The sequence below is a fragment of the Bacteroides sp. FSHCM14E1 genome (assembly GCF_019633785.1).
GTDB classification, from domain to species: domain Bacteria; phylum Bacteroidota; class Bacteroidia; order Bacteroidales; family Bacteroidaceae; genus Bacteroides; species Bacteroides hominis.
On sequence record NZ_JADKYL010000008.1, the window covers coordinates 38,956 to 64,296 of the forward strand.

Here is a 25,341-nt window from a genome sequence, read left to right on the forward strand (position 1 = left end):
CTGAATGACCTGTTGAAACGATAATCGGGGAATCGTCTGTGAGCCGTTTTTCCGAACTTCATCAGAGACGTGTCCGAAAGAACGGGATATAGAGCCATTGGATTATCATTTTGACATTTTGGCACTTTGACATCTGCTCTCAAACACTTCTCCAAATCTATTGATCTTTCGTTTGGCAATGCCCAATCTTGTTGCTGAAGTCACCGTTCCGTAACCGGTTCATCACCTGTTTGTCATCAGGAACAGCTGATTGCTATCAAATAGAGATGTTATTGATAATATTTTTAACTTCATGTTTTAAAGAATTTGGCGTTATTATTGTAGCAACATCTGCGAAAGACAAATACCAATGTGCAAATTTACTGATTGAAAAAGTAATAAAACGGTACTCAATCATATTGTCTATTTCTTTTTCGGATGTCAATCCGTAGTAATATTTATCATCATTTATCATGGATGTTTTATCTTTTTCTATTCTTATGACAACTTCATATAACTTTTCTTTGTCGTAAAACTCATCCAAGAACTTTTTAAAAGGTGGATGTTCTCGTGATTGAAATTCATTAAGAATGTGTATTTCTTGAATTCTATCTATACGAAATGTAAGATAGGCTTCTTTTTGAAGACAAAACCCTATCAGATACCAGTTAGTTCTCGAAAAGAAAATTCCAATAGGTTCAACCTTTCGTTCTGAAACACTTAATGTAGTACCTGTAAAATAAGACATTTCAACAATTCTCTTTTGATATATACTTTGCAATATTAGTAAAAGAATGTCTGGCTTATACGCAGATGATTTATAAGTATTTAAGACAGACAGGCATTCTTCCATTGTTTCCAACATCTTTTTATCTACAAAGCGCATCACAGACTTTATCTTTTCTATGCCCGACTTGTAATGTTCATTACTGTTTGAATCAGTTAGTTCATGTACTAATTTCTCTGCAATTAAAAAGGACAAGGCTTCTTTTTGAGTAAACATTAGCGGGGGCAATTTGAATCCTTCTGCCAGTGAATAACCAATACCGGGATTTCCAATAATCGGAATTCCTGCCTCTTCCAATGTTCTTATATCCCGGTATACAGTACGAATACTTATTTCAAAACGCTCTGAAATCTGTTGTGCTTTCACTAACGAATGCGATTGCAATTGAATCAATATAGCAGAAATACGGTCTATCCTATTCATCTTGCATCTTTAATTTGGATATTTGAGTCTTCAATAAAAATTGCTTGTTTATTACTTATTGGGATAAGCTGCAACTTTTCATTATATAGCTGAATTACTTTTTCACCTTTTTTCTTGAATGGGAAATTACCATAATGGGGAATTGTATAAAAATCAACCAAACCTAAAGAAGAATAGTCCTCCAATTCAGGAGCTTTTTCTATTGGGTCAAAGTTTACATTCTTCATATACTCTGTATCGGGAGATGCTATTATTGCTCCAGCAGACTCCCCAATATACAGTTTTCCCGATTTAACTTGTTCGGATATGATTTTATCAACACCTTTTCTTTTTAACTCTTGCAGAAGGAAGAATGTATTTCCACCTGTTATATAGATATAATCACATTTGTGTAATATAGAAGATATTTCTTCATTGGAAAATTGGGTAATCTCAACTTCTTCAACAATCATTCCTACTTTTTCAAGAGCTTTTTTTCCTGTTTTTACATAGAATCGTATTGATTCTGTAAGGCTTGCAGTTGGTATAAAAGCTATAATTTTTCCTTTTAAATCCTCATTAGCAAAATCAATAAGCAGATTGGCTACATCGGCAAAAGATGAGCATAAAAATAATCTTTTCATATTTAGTTATATTAAATTTATTATTGTCGGGTACTTGGTATTAGCAACCTAAAATCATCCAAAATCAACGTTGAATGCTTAATGGTGCAAAAATAACAACTTCTATGACAACCCTATGTCAGTAAGTCTAATATATCCAGATAACCATGTCCGGTATTGTAGTCGTCCTTGCAGATTAGAGGAAGTTATACTTTTATTGCTGGTTAGAAATTTTATGTTTCTAATAAAGCGCAGAAACATATTACCACTTCATATTAAAGGCCTGGGGATCTTCTTTCCTTATTAAAAGGTGATTTTGACAGGTTCAAGCTGAAGCTGTCATATGTAGCAATGTCATGTGGAATATACCCGGATCGAAGAATTGTCCGGAGAAACGGGTGAGGGATGCCCGCCCCGATGGAACTTGCACATAATAATTAGGGTGTAGCCATCCGGGACGGATAGCTACACCCTAACCCCGGTATGGCTACACCCTAAGTGTCGGATGGCTACACCCATTTATATGGAGAGATATGTTTGCGGAATTACTTTCCGCTGTTATTTTGCTGTTCCAGACTTTGAATCCGTTTTTCAAGTGCGGCATATTTTTCATCTTTCTCTTTGAGAAGACGCTCGTAGAGTTCGGTGATTTTATCAATCGGATTAAAAGTGTTAGTTATAATATCGTTGTTATATCCTGTAGATCCCATTGAGCTATCTTTATTGTCATGCACATTATTTGTGATATTCTCAAATACCACAGAAGGTGCATCCTCTTCCAGCGTTTTCAGATATTCCACCGGCACATTCAGCGCCCTTGCGAATCTATTTAGCATTTCATCCTCAATCACCCGCATCTTCTCGTATTTGGATACATTCGGTTGCGTCATGTTTACGAGTGCTGCCAATGCGTCCTGCTTGATGTTTTTCTCGATCCGGGTACGCCTTATGTTATGTCCGTGATGGACATTTACATTCTGTATTTCTTCTTCTGTTTCCATGTTCTTTTTGCTTTTTGAACAACGATTTCCGTTAAAATGTTCCGTTCGAAGCAAATATACGAAAAAAATGGAATAAGATGAATAAAATGAATATTACTTTGTTTGAAAATAGAATATAAGGAATACGTATATGCTTGCAGAATCAACTGTTTTGCGCTTATTTTACGGCTATTGAAATAACAACAATCCTATTACACACTATGATCGGACTACTGACAACTAAAGAAATTGATTTCTTCACCAAACTGGCTGAACTTTTAAAAGAATACAGTGCCATAATATCTTACGGTCATTGTAGCGAGCTGCGTATTCTTGTTTGTATGGGTGACAGCGAAGATGTGGAAAAATATCCCATTATATTTGAGGATAGCTTTGATGAAAATGAGATTTATGATCTGTTGCGCAAAAACAGAAAACGGATCGGAGAGATTATCGAACGTGAAGTAGCTGAGGCTGTTCCCGAAGGAGAACTATCTCAGCCGGACGATCAGGCCGGATCAATGGCAGACCATTTTCACTAAAGATAGTAAGGGATATGAAATGCATTTAGAGGCATAATATGGAGAAGGGTACAGCTTCACCTGTTTGTATATTAATGTGCTGTCACATGGTTTTAAGGAAGGGGCGGGACTTATGAATTAACAGTCCCGCCCCTTCACGGTGTGAATAAAAAGTAATGAAATCTTGCTTTACCGGAAAGCTGTGACTTCATTTACATCAACGGAAAATCTGCCATTGAAGGCCATCATATTCTCGAAACGTACTTTAGTACATTCCACCGGTTTTTTAAAGCTTATATAAGCAATTCCATCCATGACCTTACGGTCGAATACTCCATGGTTCACCCAATTTCCGTCCGGTGTTTCAACCATCACTCTACAGGATTTAAGCATATACGAGCCGCTTGTCGATTTGTTGGTGTCCAGCCTGAACCCTTTGAGTAACTGTTTTTCCGGCAGAATAATCGTCAGATAATTGTGGGCGTTGGAGGTATACCAGTTGTTGGCTGTAAAGTTACCATCGTTTAGCGAACCTAATTTCTCCGGTCGTATATCCGATTTAAACCCGATTTCTTTGTTGAAGCCTTTTCCTTCGATCTTTTTATTGCTTGAATCGATATTGTCCAGGCGTATAGAAAGATTTAGTTTCACAAAGTATGCCGAGCGGGTCCGGGCGATTGCCAAATGTTCATGCGATCCTTCCATCGTCAGCTTTATTGCCATCACATAACCCGATAGGTTGTTTAACTTCTCAACATCCTTGAGAGTCAGTTTGACTGTCGTTTCCAGTTCACCCGCTTTCAGCACACTACCCTCAAAGGTGCAGCTTTCGTTCGGAAAGAGGGGGATACCTTCCACCATTTCAGGAAAATCGGCCATCAATTTGTCTTCTTTGATAAGATTGACCTGGATATCTTCTTTGTAGGGCTTTGTCACTTTTACTTTGAACGAAAGTTCGTTCTTTCCTACCAGGGTGGTACTTACCAGGTCGTTGGTTGCTTCCAGCTGTATATAAGGCTTGCCATAGTATCCCAGGTACACCAGATCAGTGAACGGATCGATGCCGAGTTGCTCACGGATATCTTCTTCGATATACTTATTGTCCATTTGCCAACTTGTATCCTGATCTACTATCTGTATTTCATCTTTACTGCACGATGCCGACAAGACGAGCAATAGAACCCATAAAATGCTTGGGGTGGATTTTATTCTTCTTTTCATTCTGAACTCTTTTTTATTCTTGATTTACAATTACTAATTCATCTGCCGGAAATTTAACGTTTTCCACATATTCAATACGGGCTTTCGTGGTCACATTCTCCATATCGGCGGGAGCTTTCAGGTCCTTGATCCCCGTCTCTTTGCTCAGTGGCAGATACGAAATGAGATGTGGTGTTTCCGGATCCATCGGGAGGTATAAGTAATCGTTGATTTCCGATTCTGTCAACGCCTTATCCCATAAGCGTATTTCTCGCAGATAGTCGTTTCGGTAACCGGAGTTTCCGACTATGATCATGCTGTTTTCACCAAAGGTGATGGCACTGTTCTCGAAAACCTTCTGGACTTTTCCGTTGACATAGACTGTCGTTTTTTTATCCTTGTGCACATAGGTGATATGCAACCATTTACCCGCTTGCAGGGGTATTTGAGTCCATGTGTCGTCCCCGTCGCGTCCGTTTTTCACTTGTATACCGGCGGTAGATGAAATACGGGTATAGAATTCTCCTCCTGTTCCGTTGCTTAGATAGGCTGTGGTCAGGTTGCTGCGGGTCAGGCTTGAATAGATGGCACTCATTTGAATGGTCCATTCAGCCTTTGTGTGCATTCCGGCAGGTTTTATCCGGATACCTTCTCCACCGCTGACTTTGGCTACTGACGAAAGGATGGAGCGATTCAGGAGCAAGACCGCACTGCGTTGTGAGGGAATCAGCGAATATTTGGAAGCCCCCGTGATACTAAGAGGAATTGCATATTTCTTGTTGGCGGGGAAATCCTTGGAATCCAGTTGTCCCACTTTCACCATTATTTTTGCTGAAAAGTCACCGGCGGGTACCCGTATGCCTTCGGAGCCGGATAGCTCGTTTCCCTCTGCATCTGCCAGTTTAAAAGCGGAGGGAGGCAGGGGCTCATACGAGGCTCCGTTGGCTTTGTTGTATTTGTCCAAAGCCTCTTTATCATAACTCACTTGTATGGTCACCGGGCTTTGGCTGATATTGGCCAGTCGGGGTGTCAGATAGGTTGTTCCGCCATCGGGCTCTAAAGTGAAGTTGACGATGCCTTTATTATCGGGTGTTTCCATGTATACTGCGTTTTCCGAGCCTGAACCTTCTCCGTCGGCATAGTCACAGGCAGAAAAGAACGGGCAAAGTATGCCGATCGCAATAAACAGATATTTGTAAGATACGTTACATTTCATGTTTCAAACTGTTTTTAGGTTAATTATTTTACGGGAGGATTCATGATCGATATTGCTTTTCTGATATTAACATAAGCTTCGTCTTCAAATGCGTCTTCGTTAATATGAAAAACTCCGATTCCTCCCACATTGCCTTGTTTGGAAGCCACATAACCGGCGTATGTGCCCGGAAATCTGCTTCGTGCACCGGGCTTGTTCTGAAAACTTTCCGTAAAAATGATCTGTTCGGGTTTGATATTCAACCGGTTTTGGATATCATTGGACCATCTCTCGAAACTGGAAGCCGAACCGCTGTAAGATTGAACGACAAAACGGTCGAAATACTGTGCCGCACGCGGGTCCAGCCAATGGATAGAGCCGTTCAGATGAAACAGTTTGTCCGGTCCCAGCAGCTCGCGCATGGTCTTCATAAACAAGATTTCTTTCTCTTTATTATAATCGCGTGAGCAAGAAGTCAAATTACCGCAATGGTTGCCCGGCTTGAACGGCGATGCGTACGAGGGTTCATAGTCATAGTCGAATCCGTCGTAACCATATTTATTGATTGTATCTACGATGGCTTGCGCATACTCTTTGATGGCTTGTGTGTCGTCGGCGGGCCATTGGTCGCGTCCCCATTTTATCTGGTCACCTATGTCTTCTATAATCCAGCCGATAATGACTTTGGTTCCTTTGGCCTGCACACTCCGCAGCTCTTTGATTTTTTCTTCGCTCAAAGAGTGCCAGTTTCCCCATATCGAAACAACGTCCATACTGTCCGGTAAAAGAGACAGCCGGGGATATTTTCCCGCTCCGTCCGGTTGCCAGGCATTGAACCACCCGAACATAATGGGGTGTTTGGTGCTTTTGTAAGCTCTCAGGTTTTCCAGATATTTTTCGTAGGCAACTTCATTCTCTTTATGTCTTTTATCTTCTTCAGCCCATTTTACGGAGTCCCGTTTGGAATAAAGATCGCCCACGGCTTCGTTTTCCACATCAAGTTTCTCCGGTGAGGTCCAGTCATCGCATGCGGCAAAGCTTACTAAGAGTGCCGTTCCGATAAATGCAAAAATGGTATTTCTCATATTCATGTTTCTTTAATTTTCAGGTTCATTACTATTTGCTTTTTTTGTCCCACCACACTTTAGCGGCGGCATTGTCTGCTCCTCCTAAATGCTGGTTGATGGCATTGTGCAGGTTTTCGCTGTTTTGTTCATACTCGGTGCGGGGATAGGGCATTCTTCTTACACCTCCCACATCGTATCCGTTTCCGATCAATACCGCGGAGTTCGTTTTGTTTTCGGCAACGACTATTTGGCGGGGATATCCGGTACGTCTCCACTCTGTCCATGCTTCCTGTCCGTTGGGGAAGATGGCGAGATATTTTTGAGTGATGATACGTTCCAGCTTTTCTTCTTCCGTAGCTCCGTTTTCCCAGCGGATAGTGATGCTGCTTGGAGCGTTTGCACTTAACTCACCATTGGCGGTGTCGGTATAGTTGGCCGGTTTACGGGTGTGATCCTTCAGATAGTTCTCGGCCGATGAATTGCTCAGTCCATTTTCGCTGAACGACATACGGATGCCTGCGTTGTAGAAGTCACCGGCACTGCCGCCCATATCGAATCCGGCCAATGCTCCTTCGGCTTTCAAGAAGCATACTTCGGACGCTTTCATCCAATAGAGGGGATCGTCTTCATGCACGTTGGGGCGTGTGAACCCGTTGTAAGCGTCTCCGGACTTGGCGATTCCGCACCGTACGGCCTTGAAGCCATTGTTGTTGACAAAGTATACGGAAGCACGGGCGTCATTATATCCTGCCAGATAAGAATAGATGGTGGCTCCCATGCGGGTGTCATTGTATTCTTCATTAATCACTTTCAGCGGATTCTTCATTTGCAGGCCGGCCCCTTTACCCATCTGGGCTGCCAGTTCTTTGCTGTCGATCATGCCTGCGGGATGTTTCACGGCTTTCTCCGCATATTCTTTGGCAAGTCCCGCATCGGCAAAGCGGACACGGATGGCCAGGCGAAGCATCAGCGAATTGGCAAAGCGCATCCATTTATTGACATCGCCGTTATAAACAATGTCGAAGGCAGGCAATACTTCTTTGCTCTTATTCGAGTAATCGTCCAAGGTTTGGACAGCCTCTTCCAGCTCTTTCAGAAAAGAGCGGTATACGCTTTCCTGGGAGTCGTATGCCACTTTAAAAGAACCTTTGCCCACTTGTGAGTAGGGAATCGGGCCAAACATATCCGTAGTGCGGTGCAGAGCCGCGATCTTAATGATCTGGGCTAAGGCATAAATCTCGTCATTTCTTGTTCCTTCATCCTGCGAGATGCGTTTTATCTGCATCCATGGCGAATAAACATCCGTCACCATAAAAGAATACACATAGTTCACCCAGTTTTCGTACATGAAGTAGTTGGTGAAGTTCTTGCTGCCGTTAAATTTGTTGTCGCGGGGAGACATGTATCCCGCCCAGGCATCACCGGCCAGATTTACTCCGATCTGATAGCGGTTTACCGGTTCTGTGCTTTCTGAAGCGGTGCCGACGGGGATTACACTTTTCTCAAGATTAGGCAGGTAGGCCCCGTAAATAACTCCGTCCATCTTTTCGTCTTCTTTTGTCGGGAGCAACGGGTTCCGGTTGATATCTTCGGATATACACGAGGTGCATAGTGTTGAACCTAAAAGGGCTATGGCCGATAGCGTTCTACACGTATTCTTTATTTTATTTAATTTCATAGTGTTGCATTTTTTAAAGGTTATAATTCAATCTTTACGCTAAATCCCACACTACGCAAACTGGGTGGCATAAAGACATCTCCCCGGTTATAGGTACCTGTCGAAGAGGTCATTTCCGGATCGAATGGAGCTTTATTATAGATCATCCACAAATTGCGTCCGATGGCGGAAACCGTCAGCCGGTTGATCACATTACCGAACCATTTGCCCGGCAGTGTATAGCTCAGGCTGGCTTCTTGAAGGCGGATGTTGGTCGCTTTATACGCATAATATGCCATCAGTTGTTCGCCGCCGATGGTCGTATAATATTTTTCCGCATCATATTGTGTTCCGTTCACCCATACACCACCGTTCTGACGCGCTTTATAAGTGTCTTTCGATACACCGTAGTCGTCGAGGAAGGCTTGGGTGGAAGAGGTTACGATACCTCCGAAGCGTCCGTTGAACAACAGGTCCAGAGTAAGGTTGTTCCAGGTTACATTATGTCTCCAGCCTATTGAAAAATCCGGGTTGACCGATCCTATCTTGATACGTTGTGAGCGGTCTACTTTATATCCTCCTTCTTCTTCGATCAGTTTACCGTCTTTGCCTCTGGCAAGGATACCTTTTACGTATACATCCCCGATTGCGTCCTTCTCCCGCAGATAAACTCCTCCTTTATCCTGCAGGGTCAGTTCGGTGATGCTGAACAGCGAGCCGTCCGCCGGGTTCCTGTAGTCATGCACCATCTTCATGATTTTATTTCGGTTGGCTGTGTAAGTCAGATTGGTGGCATATCCCACTTTTCCGAACCGGTCGTTATAACCCAATGACAGTTCGATACCTTTGTTGCGTACCTTACCTGCCTGTACATAGAAACCCGAATATCCCGAAGCAGGAGACATACTGGAGAGGAAGGTCTGATTATAGGTATCTGTCAGATAAACCGTGGCGTCGATATTGATTTTATTGTTGAAAAGTCTCAGGTTAGTTCCCAACTCATACGATTTGGTTTGTTCTGCTTTGAAGTTCGGGAAAGGGTAAATCGATATCGGATTGATGACTCCGCCTTTCATGGGATCGGTGACGGTTCCGGGAGTCAATCCGGTATAATTGATCGGTCCTCCTACTTCAGCGAATGAAGCTCTCATCTTCCAGAATGAAATGAATTTAGGCAGACTTACCATTTCGGAGATTACGCCCGACACTCCGACGGAAGGATAGAAATAGGTGGGCTGGTCGGAGTTGACTAACTGGGAAGCCCATTCCTGCCGTCCGGTCAGGGTGAGATAAAGCATACTTTTATAGCCCAATTCAGTACTTACAAACACCGAATTGTTTCGTGTATGGATGTGCGATTGCGAACCGGGTCCGGAAGACGGATCGAAGTTATAGGCAGAGAACAGGTTGGGGACAGTAAACAGTTTCCCTCCGATGCCCATGCCGGTAGTCAGGTGATCTTCATAACTGAATCCGGCGTTTGCTGTCAGATTGAAGTCACCGAGATTTTTGTTCACATTCAGCATGATATCTGCATAGGTCTGCTGATACTCTTCCATACTTTGGTTATATGCTCCCTTGTCCGACTGGGCATGCAGCTTGATTGTCGAAGCATGCAGTTTACGTTCGGATGTGGTGTTGGTGTTATCCACTCGTATACGTCCTGCTATGTTCAGCCAGCTCAGAATGTCGTATTTTACGTTGGCATAAAACATATAACGTTTCTTTTTGGAAACAAACATTTCGCGGTTCACAATCCAGTACGGGTTTTCCAGGTTCAGGCCCTGGTCACCATACGACCATTCCTGTATGGGGAACTTGCGGTTGGTGTCATATCGTTCGTACACTTTGACCGCTTCAAAATCTTCACCCCGCGGAAAGAGATACAGAGGTACCAGCGGATTAAAGTAACGTCCTGCCGACAGCATGTTCTGGTCTCCCTGCAGAACATAACTGGCTCCCAGGTCAAGATGGAGTTTGTTATTCAGCATACTCGCAGTGTTGCGCAATGTGAAGTTATAACGATAGTATTCGTTGTTGGGGATGATGCCGGTGGAATTCGTGGTTGCCACCGATACGAACGTTTGATTATTTTTGTTTCCTACTGAAAAATTGGCGGCATTCATGATATTGGCGCCTGTCTTAAAGAAGTCTTTCGGGCGGAACGTTGAAGGCTGTTGCAACATCTCACCCCAACTCTTATAGGATCCTTTTGCATTACCGTATTGATTCTGAAATTCCGGCATTACGTAAGGAGTCATAAACTCCGTATTGTTGGAGATTGAGATTTTCAGTTTGCCTTCCTGACCTTTTTTAGTGTTGATCAGGATAACACCGTTGGCTGCCGATGAACCATATAAGGCCGCAGCGGCGGGACCTGTCAGTATCGATAAACTCTCGATGTCTTCCGGGTTGAAATCGGAAATGCCTTCACCTCCTCCCGGAGTACTGTAATCATTATTGATTTCACCTTTTGAGGGGTTGCCGATGGGCATACCGTCCACCACATAGAGCACATTATTGTTTCCTACAATGGACTTGGCCCCGCGCATGACTACGCGGGTTGCTCCGCCGATGCCCGAGGAGCTCCGGTTGATGGACACACCCGCTACTTTTCCGGTTAATCCGTTTACGAAGTTGGCATCTTTCACACTGTTGATAGCATCCGACTTTACCTGCTGAACACTGTAACTCAGCGCTTTTTCTGCACGTTTGATACCCAGTGCGGTGACGACAACCTCGTCCAGCGCTTTGGCGTCTTCGTCCAATACGACAGTCAGTGAAGAAGCATCACCCACTGTAATATATTTGGTGGTATAGCCCACATAGGAGAATTCAATTACATTTCCTTTGGCAGCCAGGATGGAAAATCGTCCGTCAAGACCGGTGACGGTTCCTGTGGGGCTGCCTTTGAATGAGACGTTGACTCCGATCAAGGGATCTCCTTTGTCATCTTTCACTATCCCCGACAGTTTTTTGCTTTCAACTTCCACTTTTGATTGCGGAATAATCATGATATATTTGTCTTTGATTTTGTAGGAAAGACCCGTTCCGGACAGGATAGAAGTCAGGGTCTTATCCAGAGATTCAGCATTAATATTCAGGTTAACGCGTTTGGTTTTCTCAAGTTTGGATTCGTTGAAAGCAATCAGATAATCAGATTGTTTCTCAACTTCCCGCAATGCTTCCTGCAACGTGATATTCTTTTTTTTGATCGTTATTTTTACGTTGTTTTGAGCAAAGGCAGCTGTTTGTAGAATAAAACAGCTAAAAATTATAAAAAAAATAGACTTTAATCGATAAAAATTCATAGATTTGAACGAATTTTAGTGTTAAATCATAATATTTATTTCCCAAAAAGTAAAGCATAAGCTTTGACGCTAAGAATTCAGATTTCATATCCGGAATTAGGTGGCCGCCTCTTTCCGGATACTTTTTTACATGCTAAATAGTTGTTTTTAAGGTTAAACAAATAAATATACTAAATCATTTTATTTTTTTGCATCCCGTTTAATGTAACATATATTCCCCTTCAGTTCATGGTTGAATCCTCCCACGACTTCCTGCATGATATTCAGGATATCTTCTAAAGTGGATTTCTCACGGAAACGGAAGTTGAATTTATCATCATTAAATAAATTGGCGTTATACTGGAAGGTGACCGCGTAGCGTCTTTCCAGTTCGTTCAGGATTGCCGACATAGTAACTCCTCTGAATACGTACATCCCTTTTTGCCAGGCTGTAACGTCTTCAATATTTGCTTCGGCGAGCTTGCTTTTTCCCGTGCTCTTATGGTAAGTGACCTGTTGTCCGGGAGTGACAATATAACTCTCTTTTCCATTGTCGCATTCCACTTTTATTTTTCCATGAATCAGGGTTGCAATCATTTCGTTCTCTTCCGGATAAGCGGCGACATTGAACTCGGTTCCCAAGGCTGTCACTGCCATGGTGCCCGATCTGACTATAAAAGGCTGGCCGGTGTTTTTCTTTACTTTGAAGTTGGCCTCACCGATTAAGTAAACCGTGCGGGTTTCACCTTTGAACTTTTCAGGATAAAGGAGGATGCTGCCTGAGTTAGTTTCCACTATACTGCCGTCCGGAAGCCGGAGGGTGCTCAGGCGCCCGTCCGGTGTTATGTTCTCAATTAGGGGAGTCTCGGTGAAGTGCTGTTTGGTCATTTGAAAAGTAACCGAAACAGACACGATCAACAACGCTATGACAGCCGCGTAATATGCAAAACGGATGCGTGGCTGATGTCTGCCTCCGGAGTTGGCTCCGACTTTGGTATATACTGATGCGAGAGAGTCCCAGGTGGTCTGGTCGACCTTTCCTTCCGTTTCGTTCCATAAGTCGTGCAGGGCAGTTTCCTTTTCCTCGGTATGTTCCTGGTCGAGCAACCATTGATGGATCTCTCCGGTGACTTTTTTGTCGGGATCGGAAGCTGCAAACAAACGGATGATTCTCTGAATATAATTCTTCATTTTTATAGCCTTTATATAGATAAGACAATTAGTTGTGGCTGATTACTCAACCGATGTAGAAAAAAAATAGGGTGAGGAGCACTTTTTTTAAGTCGATTAATGCCAAATAGATGTGACGCTCTACCGTACGAACTGAAATATTCAGTTCATCGGCAATTTCCTGATTGCTTTTTTCTTGTGTGCGGCTCATCCGGAAGATCTTTCTTCTCTGTTCGGGCATATTGGCAATCGTGAGTTTCATCAGAAGTTCGCTTTCCCTGGCATAAAGTTGATCGTGAATGTCGGCTTCGGATATAGACAGATCCTCTTTTGTATATTGCTCCTGATAGGTCTGTTCGATTGATTTATGTTTTAGAAAGTTATAAATATGATTGCGGACCATAGTGTAAATGTAGCTGTTCCAAGTTTCCTGGTTTTCCCAAATCTCAGGATGGGTCCATAATTTTGCGAATATATCTTGGGCAATATCTTCTGCATCTTCTTCTGATTTCAACAATTTCCATGCAAACGCTTTGACTTTTGGGTAAGTCATAATGAAAAACTGCTCAAATTTCTTCTTCTTAGGCTCGTTATTTAAAATCATTTAGTAGAATATAAGGCTGATTGTGATTTTTTCAAAAATAAGGCTTTGGTTTTTAAAATTCCAAAAGTAAATGGTTTAAAACAAACAAGCAAATTTTTAATGAACTAAAAAAAGAGATTACTTTTTCGTTTTATGAAAGATTGGGACGATTGTTTTTATTTTTTTGATGTCAATAAGTTCTTTTATAGCAAACTGTCCGGACTGTCTGTTTAAATAGTCTGTTAATATTATTTTTTTTGTTGCTGAACGATTAATGGAATGCGGAGGTGATGTTGAATAAGGAGATATTTTATTTTGCTGTTCCGGAGCTTGAGTACATTTTTTAGTATCCCATCTTTGTGCTCTTTCTCTTCAAGCACTTGCATTGACAGTTTGAAATGAAAATCCCCGTACTCCTGTTACAGAGATACGGGGACTTCTACTATGACATTATGATTGAATTCTTTGCTGATTATAAGATTCCCTGTGCCATCATTGCTTTGGCAACCTTCATAAATCCGGCCACGTTAGCACCTTTCACATAGTTTACGTATCCGTCCGGTTCTGTACCGTATTGTACGCAAGCTTCATGGATATTCTTCATGATGCTCTTCAGCTTTTCGTCTACCTCTTCAGAGCTCCAGCTCAGTTTGATAGAGTTCTGGGTCATTTCCAATCCTGAAACGGATACACCACCCGCATTGGCTGCTTTACCCGGAGCATACAGGATCTTGGCATCCTGGAACACTTTGATAGCTTCCGGAGTAGAAGGCATGTTGGCACCTTCGGATACTGCCATGACACCGTTGGCAACCAGTTTGCGTGCATCGTCACCGTTAAGTTCGTTCTGAGTGGCCGAAGGCAATGCGATATCGCCTTTCTCACCCCAGGGACGGGCTCCTTCAACGTATTTACATCCGTAAGTTTCGGCATATTCGCGGATGCGTCCGCGGTAGAGGTTCTTCAGCTCCATGATGTAGTCCAGTTTAGCGCGGTCGATACCGTCCGGATCGTAGATGTAACCATCGGAATCAGACATGGTAACCACTTTACCGCCCAGTTCCAACACTTTTTCGGCGGTATACTGAGCCACGTTACCCGAACCAGAGATCAGACAAACTTTACCTTTCAGGTCAGTTCCTTTTGTCTTCAACATTTCCATCAGGAAGTAGATGTTACCATAACCTGTAGCTTCCGGACGGATCAGTGAACCGCCGAACTCGCGACCTTTACCGGTGAATGTTCCGGTGAACTCGTGAGAGAGCTTTTTGTACATACCGAACATGAAACCTACTTCGCGGCCACCTACACCGATGTCACCGGCAGGTACGTCGGTTTCAGGACCGATGTGGCGCCACAGTTCAAGCATGAAGGCCTGAGTGAAACGCATTACTTCGGCATTTGACTTTCCGCGCGGAGAGAAGTCCGAACCACCTTTACCACCACCCATCGGCAGGGTAGTCAGTGAGTTTTTAAAGGTTTGTTCGAAAGCAAGGAATTTAAGAATACCAAGGTTTACAGAAGCATGGAAGCGGATACCTCCTTTGTACGGGCCGATGGCGTTGTTGTGCTGAACACGGTAACCCATGTTGGTCTGCACGTTGCCTTTATCGTCTACCCAAGTCACACGGAACTGGTATACTCTGTCTGGAATGCAAAGACGTTCAATCAGATTGGCTTTGTCGAATTCAGGATGTTGGTTGTATTCTTCTTCAATCGTAGAAAGAACTTCTTCTACTGCCTGATGATACTCCGGTTCGTTGGGGAACCTTCTCTTCAAATCTTCTAATACCTTAGCTGCATTCATAATTCTTTTTTCTTTTAATATGATTGTTTTTAAATTCTATCGTCTCTCTGTTGATGACGTTGCAAAAGTAAACATAAAAATCGAACTAACAAGCATTTTATAAAGAAAAACGGCATAAAACATCAAAATTGATATTTTATGCCGCAAAAAAGGAATAAAAAGATATTATTTATTCTTTTTAAGTGATTTGTAGACGGGAATAAAGACTAATGCTGCCGAAATGATAAGCATAAGTATGGTAGGACCGTCAATACGTTCGGCGTATACCAATACTATGTAACAAAGCGCCACCCAAAGCAGAATGATACAAACTATTTGTGATTTGGATAAAGGACGTTTCATTTATTAGCTTTTTTCTTTTCTACAATAGCGTCGATAACAGCCACGGCGGTGATGTTCACGATGTCGCGTACCGAGCTTTCGATATCTGTAAAATGGATCGGTTTGTTCAGCCCCATTTGGATCGGGCCGATAAATTCGGTATCCGGGTCCATGGCTTGCAACAACTGATATCCTGCATTGGCAGAGCTTAGGTTGGGGAATACCAATGTATTCACATCCTTTCCGTTGAGGCGGGTGAAGGGGTACTTGGAGTCACGGAGTTCGCGGTTCATGGCAAAGTTCACCTGCATTTCACCGTCAATAGCCAGTTCGGGATATTCTTTCTGCATATAAGCTACTGCTTCGTGTACCTTCAGCGGGCTTCCTGCCTGGTCGGAACCGAAGTTAGAATAGCTCAGCATGGAGATCACCGGGGTATGATTGAAGAATCTGACAGTTTGATCGGCCAGCTTGGCTATATCTATCAGAGTGGAAGTATCCGGATGGCGGTTGATTAAAGTGTCAGCCAGAAAGTAAGTTCCCTTTTTGGAATTCAGGATATGCATGGTTCCGAAATGCTTGTATTCCGGACGGATGCCGATAACTTCTTTTGCTACTTTGATGGTATTGCTGTATTTGGTGTATAATCCGGTGATGAAAGCATCCGCGTCTCCGGTTTCAACCATCATCATACCGAAGTAGTTGCGCTCGAACATCTTGTCGTTGGCCTCTTCGTATGTAGCGCCTTCGCGGGCACGTTTCTGAGAGAGAATGTGGGCATAACGTTCGCGTCGTTCTGCCTCACGGTCGTGGCGAAGGTTGATGATTTCGATTCCGTCCAGGCTCAGGTCGAGTTCCTTGGCCAGTTTCTCGATGCGTTCTTCGTTACCTAATATAATAGGGTGGCAGATTCCTTCCGATTTAGCTTCGACAGCGGCTTTCAGCATGTTGGGGTGTCCGCCTTCGGCAAATACCACACGTTGCGGGTTGCGGCGGGCGGTATCGTAGAGCTGGCGGGTCAACTGGGATTCCTGTCCCATCAATTCGCGGAGATGCGTTTTATATTCATCCCAGTTCTCGATATTCTTGCGGGCCACACCACTCTCCATAGCGGCACGGGCCACGGCGATAGATACTTCCGTAATCAGACGCGGATCTACCGGTTTCGGGATAAAGTATTCCGGACCGAAAGTGAAGTTGTTCACATGGTAAGCTTCGTTCACCACATCGGGCACGGGTTGTTTGGCCAGATTGGCAATGGCGTGTACGGCGGCAATCTTCATCTCTTCGTTGATTGCTTTTGCCTGAGTGTCGAGCGCTCCGCGGAAGATATACGGGAAACCGATTACATTATTAATCTGGTTCGGATAGTCCGAACGTCCGGTTGCCATCAACACGTCGGGGCGGGCAGCCATGGCGTCTTCATATGAAATCTCGGGTGTGGGGTTTGCCAAAGCGAACACGATGGGCGAGGAGGCCATGCTGCGCACCATATCCTGGGATAATACATTTCCTTTTGACAGGCCGAGGAATACGTCTGCTCCCTTGATTGCTTCGGCCAGTGTATGAATGTCGGTACGGTCGGTTGCGAAATAACGTTTCTGTTCGTTCAAGTCGGTGCGTGCCTTGCTGATAACGCCTTTGCTGTCGAGCATGACGATATTTTCGAGGCGGGCGCCCAATGATACGTAGAGCTTCGTGCACGATACGGCGGAAGCACCTGCACCATTGACAACGATTTTCACATCTTCTATCTTCTTACCGGCCACTTGCAAGGCGTTTACCAGTCCGGCACTCGAGATGATGGCCGTTCCGTGTTGGTCGTCATGCATCACAGGGATGTCAAGCTCTTCTTTCAGGCGGCGTTCTATCTCAAAACATTCGGGTGCTTTGATATCTTCCAGGTTGATACCTCCGAAAGTAGGAGCGATGGCTTTTACAGCTTCGATAAATTTATCAGGATCTTTTTCGTTGACTTCGATGTCGAACACATCGATACCTGCATAGATTTTGAAAAGTAAACCTTTACCTTCCATTACCGGTTTACCGCTTAAGGCGCCGATGTCGCCCAATCCCAAAACTGCTGTACCGTTTGAGATTACGGCTACCAGATTACCTTTGGCTGTATATTTATAAGCATCCTGTGGGTTCTTTTCTATTTCGAGGCATGGTTCTGCCACACCGGGAGAGTAAGCGAGAGATAAGTCGGTTTGTGTACTGTAGGGTTTGGTAGGTACTACCTCAATTTTACCGGGTTTGCCCTGTGAGTGATAGAGCAAAGCGGCTTCTTTGGTTATTTTAGCCATGATTATGCGTTTTTATAAAGGTTATCATTTGCCCGCAAATGTAGGAATAAAACTTCGGAATCGTAGTCTATTTGATATAAATTCTATTAAATTAATAACAAAAAGGCACAAAAAGATGAAAATGTATCCAGCTTTTTCTCTTCTTTCTGCATATTTATTACAAACGAGATGATGATTCTGAATAATTGTACTTATACCCATATTCTTTTCTATAAATGAACGTTTGTGTGTAGAAAATAAATATCCTTGTAATAGAAGACATATAGCTAAAAAAAATAAATAAAAGTTGCCCCGGACAACTATTTTCACTATAAATGACTATTTTCCGCCGAAAAGTTTTTGTAATATCAGAGTTAATCGTATTTTTGTGTACAATTTTGGTGTAGTGATGACAGAAGAAGAAAAGAAGCTATTAAGTACCTTTGAAGCAAGGCTGCGGCATTTAATCTATCTGCATGATGAATTAAAGCGCGAAAATGCTGAGTTAAAGCAACTTCTCGAAGATGAGAAGGCCGAACTCGAAAAGGTGAAAGCTGAATACAAAGCGTTAGAATCAAACTACACAGACCTAAAAACAGCTACGGCAATCAGCCTTAACGGCAGCGACGTAAAAGAGACGAAGCTGCGATTGTCTAAATTAGTGCGTGAAGTCGATAAATGCATCGCTTTGTTGAATGAATAACATAAAAAAGGATGTATGAACGATAAAATAAAAATAAACCTGCAAATAGCAGATTCTTATTATCCCCTCACCATCAATCGTGACGAGGAAGAGACCGTAAGAGAAGCGGCAAAGCAGGTAAATATCAGGCTCAATGCGTATCGGGAGCACTACAGGAACATAGCTCCGGAAAAGATTATAGCTATGGTGGCATATCAGTTTTCACTGGAAAAGCTGCATCTGCTGCAACGTAATGACACCCAACCGTATACGGCCAAGATAGAAGAACTTACAGAAATGCTGGAAGAGTATTTCAGGAACGAGGAATAACTGTTTCCATTTTTATAAAAGAAAATCCACGCACTGCTAAAGATGCCCGGAAGAAGAAGCTTTCGAGTATTTGGCAGTGCGTTTTTATTTATATTTAAATTAAATTACAATGTTAGTAACAATAGTAGCATCCATTGCATGCTTCATCGTAGGAGGAATCTTATCGTACGTATTGTTTAAATACGGACTGAAGGCCAAATATGATAATGTCCTGAAAGAAGCAGAGACAGAAGCAGAAGTGATTAAGAAGAACAAACTGCTGGAAGTAAAAGAGAAGTTTCTCAATAAGAAAGCAGATTTGGAGAAGGAGGTAGCCCTGCGTAACCAAAAGATCCAACAGGCCGAAAATAAGCTGAAACAACGTGAAATGGTGCTGAGCCAGCGTCAGGAAGAGATTCAGCGTAAAAGAGCCGAAGCCGATGCTGTCAGAGAGAATCTGGAAGCACAGTTGGGAATCGTGGATAAAAAGAAAGAGGAACTGGACAAACTCCAGCATCAGGAAATTGAAAAACTGGAAGCACTTTCCGGTTTGTCGGCCGAAGAGGCAAAAGAACGCTTGGTAGAGTCGTTGAAAGAAGAGGCAAAGACTCAGGCGCAGTCTTATATCAATGATATCATGGACGATGCCAAACTGACTGCAAGTAAAGAGGCTAAACGCATCGTGATACAGTCGATACAACGTGTGGCTACGGAAACTGCCATCGAGAATTCTGTAACTGTATTCCATATTGAATCGGATGAAATCAAGGGACGTATCATCGGACGTGAAGGCCGTAATATCCGTGCTCTTGAAGCTGCTACCGGAGTTGAAATCGTAGTAGACGATACTCCTGAAGCAATTGTTCTTTCCGCATTCGACCCCGTTCGTCGTGAAATAGCCCGTCTGGCATTGCACCAGTTGGTTACTGACGGACGTATTCACCCGGCACGCATCGAAGAGGTGGTTGCCAAAGTGCGTAAACAAGTGGAAGAAGAAATTATTGAAACAGGTAAACGTACTACTATCGACTTAGGTATCCACGGATTGCATCCGGAACTGATTCGAATCATCGGTAAGATGAAATATCGTTCATCTTATGGACAGAACCTGTTGCAGCATGCACGTGAGACTGCCAACCTTTGTGCTGTGATGGCCTCTGAACTGGGCTTGAATCCGAAGAAAGCAAAACGTGCCGGATTGTTGCATGATATTGGTAAGGTGCCCGATGAAGAACCGGAATTGCCACACGCTTTGCTGGGTATGAAACTTGCTGAGAAATTCAAGGAAAAACCGGATATTTGTAACGCTATCGGTGCCCACCACGATGAAGTAGAGATGACCAGCCTGCTTGCGCCTATCGTACAGGTGTGTGATGCCATCTCCGGAGCACGTCCGGGTGCACGCCGCGAAATTGTTGAGGCTTACATCAAGCGTCTGAACGATCTGGAACAGTTGGCTATGTCTTATCCGGGTGTAACCAAGACTTATGCTATCCAGGCAGGACGCGAGCTTCGTGTTATTGTCGGGGCAGACAAAATAGACGACAAGCAGACGGAAAATCTGTCGGGTGAAATTGCGAAGAAGATTCAGGATGAGATGACTTACCCGGGACAGGTGAAGATAACCGTTATCCGCGAAACACGTGCGGTGAGCTTTGCAAAATAAAGACTGAAAAAGAAAATGTTTATGATAAGGGCGAAGCAATTCGCCCTTTTTTAATTCCTCGTTAAACAGTTATTTTAATATTCATGAAATATGAAGAACTACCTATTTGAAGTTTGTACCAACTCCGTAGAGAGTTGCATTGCTGCACAGGAAGGTGGAGCAAACCGCGTGGAACTTTGTGCAGGCATCCCGGAGGGCGGAACGACTCCCTCGTATGGCGAAATCGCGATGGCACGTGAGGTGCTGACAACTACACGGTTGCATGTCATTATCCGTCCGCGTGGAGGAGATTTTCTTTATTCTCCCATCGAAATAAAGACTATGTTGAAGGATATTGAAATGGCTCGTCGACTTGGAGCTGATGGGGTGGTGTTTGGATGCCTGACAGCAAACGGAGAGATAGATGTGCCGGTGATGGAACAGTTGATGGAAGCTTCTGAAGGTTTGTCCGTCACTTTCCACCGGGCATTCGATGTGTGCCGTGATGCATCTAAGGCTTTGGAGCAGATAATTAACCTGGGATGTGACCGTATTCTGACTTCGGGGCAACAGGCAACGGCTGAACTTGGCATACCTTTGTTGAAGGAACTCCGTGAAAGGGCGAAGGGCAGAATCATTCTCCTTGCAGGTTGTGGGGTGAACGAAAAGAATATCTGCCGGATTGCAAAAGAGACCGGTATTCAGGAATTCCATTTCTCCGCACGGGAGAGTATCAAAAGCGGAATGGCATACAAGAACGAGGCTGTATCTATGGGAGGAACTGTTCATATCAGCGAGTATGAGCGGAATGTGACAACTGTGAAGCGTGTGAAGGATACGATTGGAAACCTCACTTCTGTCATCTGACAGTGTAGTTGTGGCAGCCTGAAACAAAGCAACCTTGTAAGTTGTTAGTTAGCGAAAAGTATTCATCCGATTAAAATGCTTTAGCTATGATAAAATTGAGATTCAGCTTGTTAATGACTCTGTTGATGGTTGTCATGTCTGTTTGGGCAGATAATGCTCCTGCCAAGGCGCAGGCGGCTTTGAAAAAAATGTATCCCAAAGCTGATGGTATCGCCTGGTCACAGGACAGCGGTTACTATTGTGCCGATTTCATGATGAATGGTTATGAAAAGAATGTCTGGTTCAATGCGCAGGGACAATGGCAGATGACCCAGACGGAGTGGGGGGATACCGATGAACTTTCTGCTACGGTATATAATGCGTTTGCTTCCGGTCCTTATTCCGGCTGGCAGGTGGAAGATGTTACTTATGTCGAGTTTCCCAAATGGCAACCGATTATTGTCATCAAGGTAGGGCAACAAAATGTAGACATTCAATATCAGCTGTTTTATAGTCCGAACGGGGCATTGCTGCGTACCCGTAATGTGAGTTATATGAATGATATATTGGGACCGGGTACATTCTTGTAACTGTAGTCTCCTATCAATGACTTACGTGTAAGGTGCGAAGAGTTCTTAAACTCTTTCCACCTTACACGTAAATTATTGGTCTTATCCCATAAACCAGACAGCTTTTTGGGGCATAAGTTTATAAATGAACGCAGTGAATGCCCAGCTGCAGAGGAATATACAGATAGCCATCAGTGGAACCTGTAGAGGGATAGGTAACGACGAGGGTCCTATTAGAAGGAAAAAAGGACCTACGACGAAGTAGTGAACCATATAGATGCCGAAACCGCATTTGGTCATGTTGGCCAGTGCTTTTATGACAGTCTGGTTGGTGATGACTACTTTTTGTAGCAGTAAGAAGGTGGCTAAGGTCATTAACAATACGTTGGGGCTACAGAAGGTAAAGAAGAGTTCCATTTCCGTTTCTGTTGCGTCAGGATTGGCTGCTGTGGTGCTGAAACCTGTATAAGTGACATAATATCCGACGGCAAACATGAGTATGCAAAGAGTGAATGTTTTCATCAGACTCCAGTTGTTACCCTTCTTGACGTAATGTCCCAGTAATAAATATCCATTGAATCCGGCAAAATAGTAGAAGAGTCCGAATTCATTCCATGTATCAGTACCGAATACATAACCGCTTCTGTCGAACAAACAATTGGCAACATACTCCTTTAGATAAGGAATGAAGAGTGAAATAATCCATATCAGGAGAAATGTTCGTTTGGTCTTTTGATCAGCATTGTCTATCCATGCCGAGAAGAATGGCATATAGAGATACAGGCCGATGAGTAGGTAGATGTACCACATGTGGTTCTCTTTATGGCTGAAATTGAACGGAATCATGGCTACATCCTTCAGAGAATCTATCAGGCTTTGTGATTCTTGTCCTTGCGTATAACAGAAGAAGTCCCCGATAATTTCTTTCGGCAACCCGAGTACTCCCGTAAACCAGGGAAACAGACTATATAACACCGACCAGATAAGGAAGGGAAACAAAACACGATATATGCGTTTTTTGTAGAACTGACCTAATGGCTGTTTTTTCACAGGGAGCAGAAGTAGCCCGGTCATCATAACAAACAAGGGAACCGACGGGCGGAGGAGTGAACCGTAAATTGCTGCCCAGTGCGTGTATTCGGGGATTGCCCGCATCGTGGGTGAAATGTAAAAAGGATCGATGCAATGAACGCCTATGACCATTATCATTGCAACGCAACGGATGACGTCGAGCCAGACAATACGATTGTCGGAGATAGAGTTTTGAATCATGATATTTTGTGCTTTAAGTTTCAGGCAAAGATAGGAAGAAAACAGGGCGGATATGTGCAGAATCTGACCATTTAAAGATAATATCTGGTCAAATTGTCTTTAATTGACTACTTTTGCATTCGATATAGAATGTATAAAATTAAAGATAATATTTATGTTGAAGATATTAGTGACTTATGCCGTACAAGGCGAATTTACAGAAATCAAGTGGCCCGATGTGGAGGTATATTATGTACGGACAGGCATTGGAAAAGTGAAAGCGGCTTTTCATTTGGCGGAAGCCATTCAGCAGGTGAAGCCGGATATTGTGATCAATCAGGGAACAGCCGGAACGATTAACCATCAGGTGGGGGATGTCTTTGTCTGCCGTCATTTTGTCGATCGGGATATGCATAAAATGTCCGGATTAGGAATGGAGTGCCACATTGATTCGTCAGAGTTGCTTGCCGCCAGAGGCTTTTGCCGGCACTGGACCGAATCGGCAACTTGCAATACCGGTGATAGCTTCCTGACCGAACTGACGGATATTGAAGGAGATGTGGTAGATATGGAAGCCTATGCACAGGCCTTTGTGTGCAGGGCTAAGGAGATTCCTTTTATTTCGGTGAAATATGTTTCGGATGTGATCGGGCAGAATTCTGTGAAGCATTGGCAAGACCGGCTGGAAGATGCTCGTGCGGGATTGTCTCACTTCTTCAATGTTTTGAAAGAAAGTATATGATAAGTCACTCCTACGGCTATCAGGAAGAGGAGTACTTTGACCCAAACCAACGGAATCAGGAAAAAAATGCAATAGAGCATCGTGCCCCACATTAGCAGGAGTGAGATGATTTTAGCGCGTAAAGGGATTGCCTTATTTTCACGGAAGTTACGTATATAGGTACCGAAATATTTGTGATTCAGCAGCCATTGGTATAGGCGCGGAGATCCTTTGAAGTAGAGGGCGGCAGTGAGCAGCAAGAAAGGAGTAGTGGGTAACAATGGCAGGAAAATACCGAGAATGCCAAGTCCCAGCGAAAGAGTACCTAATATAATACAGATCGTTTTCATTCCGCAAAAATAGGAAAAATAACTTTTCTCGCTGAATGAAAACTATCTTTTGTATTATCTTTGTAGCCGCACCGAGGTGACATTAGGTGTAGTAACCATTAATAATACATATAACGATGTTTACAGTAATTAAACGAATGGAAATATCGGCTGCACATAAGCTGATTCTTCCGTACCGGAGTAAATGCGCCACTCTTCACGGTCACAACTGGATTATCACTGTCTATTGCCGTTCAGAACGGCTCAACTCGGATGGAATGGTAGTGGATTTTACCCAGATAAAACAGACCGTCAAGGAAAAACTGGATCACCAGAATCTGAATGAAGTACTTCCTTTTAATCCCACGGCGGAAAATATTGCCCGTTGGGTATGCAAGCAGATTCCACAGTGTTATAAGGTAGAGGTACAGGAGTCGGAAGCAAATACGGTGATTTATGAGAAAGATTAACGAGATTTTTTATAGTTTACAGGGAGAGGGGTATCATACAGGTACCCCTGCTGTTTTCATACGTTTCTCAGGCTGTAATCTGAAGTGTGACTTTTGTGATACCCGGCATGAAACCGGTGAAATGATGACAGACGAAGAAATTGTAAATGAAGTAAAGAAGTATCCGGCTGTCATGGTGATTCTTACCGGGGGGGAGCCTTCACTTTGGATTGACGATGCCTTTATCGATTTGTTGCACGGGGCGGGCAAGTATGTGTGTATCGAAACCAATGGAACGAAACCTTTGCCTGCTGCTATCGACTGGGTGACCTGTTCGCCTAAGCAGGGTGTCAAATTAGCTTTAAACCGGATGGATGAAGTTAAAGTTGTTTACGAAGGACAAAATATTGACGTTTATGAACAGCTTCCTGCCGAACATTTCTTCCTTCAGCCTTGTTCTTGTAATAACACCGCGGAAACGGTGGATTGCGTGATGCGACATCCCAGATGGAGACTTAGCCTGCAAACGCACAAACTGATAAATATTTTGTGAGCTACGGAAGCTGATACGAGGGCTGCATGTCATAAGCTGTGCATTATGAGTGGCTTTGCTGTCCCCGTACGTATTTCATTGTTGATAACTCGTGGCTTATGACTCGTGACTTGTAACTAA

Annotated in this window: 24 protein-coding genes; 9 read left to right on the forward strand and 15 right to left on the reverse strand. The window is 43.5% G+C overall.

The features are described 5' to 3' along the window. Window positions 1–256: 256 nt before the first annotated feature. The 3 genes from ISX59_RS13180 to ISX59_RS13190 form a co-directional block, all read right to left on the reverse strand. The gene (locus ISX59_RS13180) at window positions 257–1,189 is read right to left on the reverse strand and encodes a YafY family protein (RefSeq protein WP_005781063.1); all 933 of its coding nucleotides are present in this window, start codon (window positions 1,187–1,189) and stop codon (window positions 257–259) included. Further along, window positions 1,186–1,812, reverse strand: coding sequence for a Type 1 glutamine amidotransferase-like domain-containing protein (locus tag ISX59_RS13185; protein WP_005781062.1), 627 nt, complete (start codon window positions 1,810–1,812; stop codon window positions 1,186–1,188). The genes ISX59_RS13180 and ISX59_RS13185 overlap by 4 nt, the downstream gene beginning before the upstream one ends. A 524-nt stretch (window positions 1,813–2,336) precedes the next feature. Beyond that, window positions 2,337–2,792, reverse strand: a complete 456-nt coding sequence (locus ISX59_RS13190; RefSeq protein ID WP_005821551.1) for a helix-turn-helix domain-containing protein — start codon at window positions 2,790–2,792, stop codon at window positions 2,337–2,339. A 200-nt stretch (window positions 2,793–2,992) separates the two neighbouring features. Here ISX59_RS13190 and ISX59_RS13195 point away from each other — a divergent pair, with 200 nt between their 5' ends. After that, a complete protein-coding gene (locus tag ISX59_RS13195) occupies window positions 2,993–3,313 on the forward strand; it encodes a hypothetical protein (RefSeq protein WP_005808132.1) in 321 nt (106 codons plus the stop codon). Window positions 3,314–3,481: 168 nt separating this feature from the next. On the opposite strand, the gene ISX59_RS13200 is transcribed toward ISX59_RS13195, so the two are convergent. The 10 genes from ISX59_RS13200 to ISX59_RS13245 form a co-directional block, all read right to left on the reverse strand. Then, a complete protein-coding gene (locus ISX59_RS13200) occupies window positions 3,482–4,513 on the reverse strand; it encodes a BT_3987 domain-containing protein (RefSeq protein WP_005781056.1) in 1,032 nt (343 codons plus the stop codon). A gap of 13 nt (window positions 4,514–4,526) precedes the next feature. Next, window positions 4,527–5,708 carry a DUF1735 and LamG domain-containing protein gene (locus ISX59_RS13205; RefSeq protein ID WP_005808131.1) on the reverse strand — a complete coding sequence of 394 codons (1,182 nt, stop codon included), beginning with the start codon at window positions 5,706–5,708 and terminating at the stop codon, window positions 4,527–4,529. Window positions 5,709–5,731: 23 nt separating this feature from the next. After that, a complete protein-coding gene (locus ISX59_RS13210; RefSeq protein WP_005808128.1) occupies window positions 5,732–6,772 on the reverse strand; it encodes an endo-beta-N-acetylglucosaminidase family protein in 1,041 nt (346 codons plus the stop codon). 31 nt (window positions 6,773–6,803) lie between these two features. Then, a complete protein-coding gene (locus tag ISX59_RS13215; RefSeq protein ID WP_005808127.1) occupies window positions 6,804–8,432 on the reverse strand; it encodes a RagB/SusD family nutrient uptake outer membrane protein in 1,629 nt (542 codons plus the stop codon). A 20-nt stretch (window positions 8,433–8,452) separates the two neighbouring features. Continuing rightward, a complete protein-coding gene (locus ISX59_RS13220) occupies window positions 8,453–11,722 on the reverse strand; it encodes a SusC/RagA family TonB-linked outer membrane protein (protein WP_005808126.1) in 3,270 nt (1,089 codons plus the stop codon). 180 nt (window positions 11,723–11,902) lie between these two features. Beyond that, the gene (locus tag ISX59_RS13225) at window positions 11,903–12,892 is read right to left on the reverse strand and encodes a FecR family protein (protein ID WP_005808125.1); all 990 of its coding nucleotides are present in this window, start codon (window positions 12,890–12,892) and stop codon (window positions 11,903–11,905) included. A gap of 46 nt (window positions 12,893–12,938) precedes the next feature. Beyond that, a complete protein-coding gene (locus tag ISX59_RS13230) occupies window positions 12,939–13,475 on the reverse strand; it encodes an RNA polymerase sigma-70 factor (RefSeq protein WP_005781047.1) in 537 nt (178 codons plus the stop codon). Window positions 13,476–13,926: 451 nt separating this feature from the next. Next, complete coding sequence (locus ISX59_RS13235) at window positions 13,927–15,261, reverse strand: NADP-specific glutamate dehydrogenase (RefSeq protein ID WP_005781046.1); 1,335 nt, start codon at window positions 15,259–15,261, stop codon at window positions 13,927–13,929. A 165-nt stretch (window positions 15,262–15,426) separates the two neighbouring features. After that, window positions 15,427–15,603 (reverse strand): hypothetical protein, encoded by a 177-nt coding sequence (locus ISX59_RS13240; RefSeq protein WP_002562412.1) that lies wholly within the window; start codon window positions 15,601–15,603, stop codon window positions 15,427–15,429. After that, the gene (locus tag ISX59_RS13245) at window positions 15,600–17,888 is read right to left on the reverse strand and encodes an NADP-dependent malic enzyme (protein ID WP_005781044.1); all 2,289 of its coding nucleotides are present in this window, start codon (window positions 17,886–17,888) and stop codon (window positions 15,600–15,602) included. The genes ISX59_RS13240 and ISX59_RS13245 overlap by 4 nt, the downstream gene beginning before the upstream one ends. 388 nt (window positions 17,889–18,276) lie before the next feature. Between ISX59_RS13245 and ISX59_RS13250 the strand changes: the two genes are divergently transcribed. The 5 genes from ISX59_RS13250 to ISX59_RS13270 all read left to right on the forward strand — a co-directional run bounded on the left by ISX59_RS13250 (window position 18,277) and on the right by ISX59_RS13270 (window position 21,939). Beyond that, window positions 18,277–18,570 (forward strand): hypothetical protein, encoded by a 294-nt coding sequence (locus tag ISX59_RS13250; protein WP_005781040.1) that lies wholly within the window; start codon window positions 18,277–18,279, stop codon window positions 18,568–18,570. 15 nt (window positions 18,571–18,585) lie between these two features. Continuing rightward, the gene (locus ISX59_RS13255; protein WP_005781039.1) at window positions 18,586–18,879 is read left to right on the forward strand and encodes a cell division protein ZapA; all 294 of its coding nucleotides are present in this window, start codon (window positions 18,586–18,588) and stop codon (window positions 18,877–18,879) included. A 109-nt stretch (window positions 18,880–18,988) separates the two neighbouring features. Continuing rightward, a complete protein-coding gene (gene rny, locus ISX59_RS13260) occupies window positions 18,989–20,524 on the forward strand; it encodes a ribonuclease Y (protein ID WP_005808123.1) in 1,536 nt (511 codons plus the stop codon). 90 nt (window positions 20,525–20,614) lie between these two features. Further along, window positions 20,615–21,370 carry a copper homeostasis protein CutC gene (locus ISX59_RS13265; RefSeq protein ID WP_005808121.1) on the forward strand — a complete coding sequence of 252 codons (756 nt, stop codon included), beginning with the start codon at window positions 20,615–20,617 and terminating at the stop codon, window positions 21,368–21,370. Window positions 21,371–21,456: 86 nt separating this feature from the next. Next, window positions 21,457–21,939: a PepSY-like domain-containing protein gene (locus ISX59_RS13270; RefSeq protein WP_220575969.1), complete on the forward strand. Its 483-nt coding sequence runs from the start codon at window positions 21,457–21,459 to the stop codon at window positions 21,937–21,939. Window positions 21,940–22,020: 81 nt separating this feature from the next. On the opposite strand, the gene ISX59_RS13275 is transcribed toward ISX59_RS13270, so the two are convergent. Then, window positions 22,021–23,190: an acyltransferase gene (locus ISX59_RS13275; RefSeq protein WP_220575970.1), complete on the reverse strand. Its 1,170-nt coding sequence runs from the start codon at window positions 23,188–23,190 to the stop codon at window positions 22,021–22,023. Between the two features lie 154 nt (window positions 23,191–23,344). Here ISX59_RS13275 and ISX59_RS13280 point away from each other — a divergent pair, with 154 nt between their 5' ends. Then, on the forward strand, window positions 23,345–23,911 hold the full coding sequence (locus ISX59_RS13280; RefSeq protein WP_005808116.1) for an MTA/SAH nucleosidase: 567 nt from the start codon (window positions 23,345–23,347) through the stop codon (window positions 23,909–23,911). Here the strand turns inward: ISX59_RS13280 and ISX59_RS13285 are convergent. Then, window positions 23,878–24,240, reverse strand: coding sequence for a YbaN family protein (locus tag ISX59_RS13285; protein ID WP_005781029.1), 363 nt, complete (start codon window positions 24,238–24,240; stop codon window positions 23,878–23,880). The two genes, ISX59_RS13280 and ISX59_RS13285, sit on opposite strands and share 34 nt — an antisense overlap. A gap of 116 nt (window positions 24,241–24,356) precedes the next feature. Between ISX59_RS13285 and ISX59_RS13290 the strand changes: the two genes are divergently transcribed. Together ISX59_RS13290 and ISX59_RS13295 are read left to right on the forward strand one after the other, a co-directional pair. Next, window positions 24,357–24,689, forward strand: a complete 333-nt coding sequence (locus ISX59_RS13290) for a 6-carboxytetrahydropterin synthase (protein ID WP_005781027.1) — start codon at window positions 24,357–24,359, stop codon at window positions 24,687–24,689. Next, on the forward strand, window positions 24,676–25,221 hold the full coding sequence (locus ISX59_RS13295; RefSeq protein WP_005781025.1) for a radical SAM protein: 546 nt from the start codon (window positions 24,676–24,678) through the stop codon (window positions 25,219–25,221). Before ISX59_RS13290 ends, ISX59_RS13295 begins: the two co-directional genes overlap by 14 nt. Window positions 25,222–25,341: the final 120 nt, after the last annotated feature.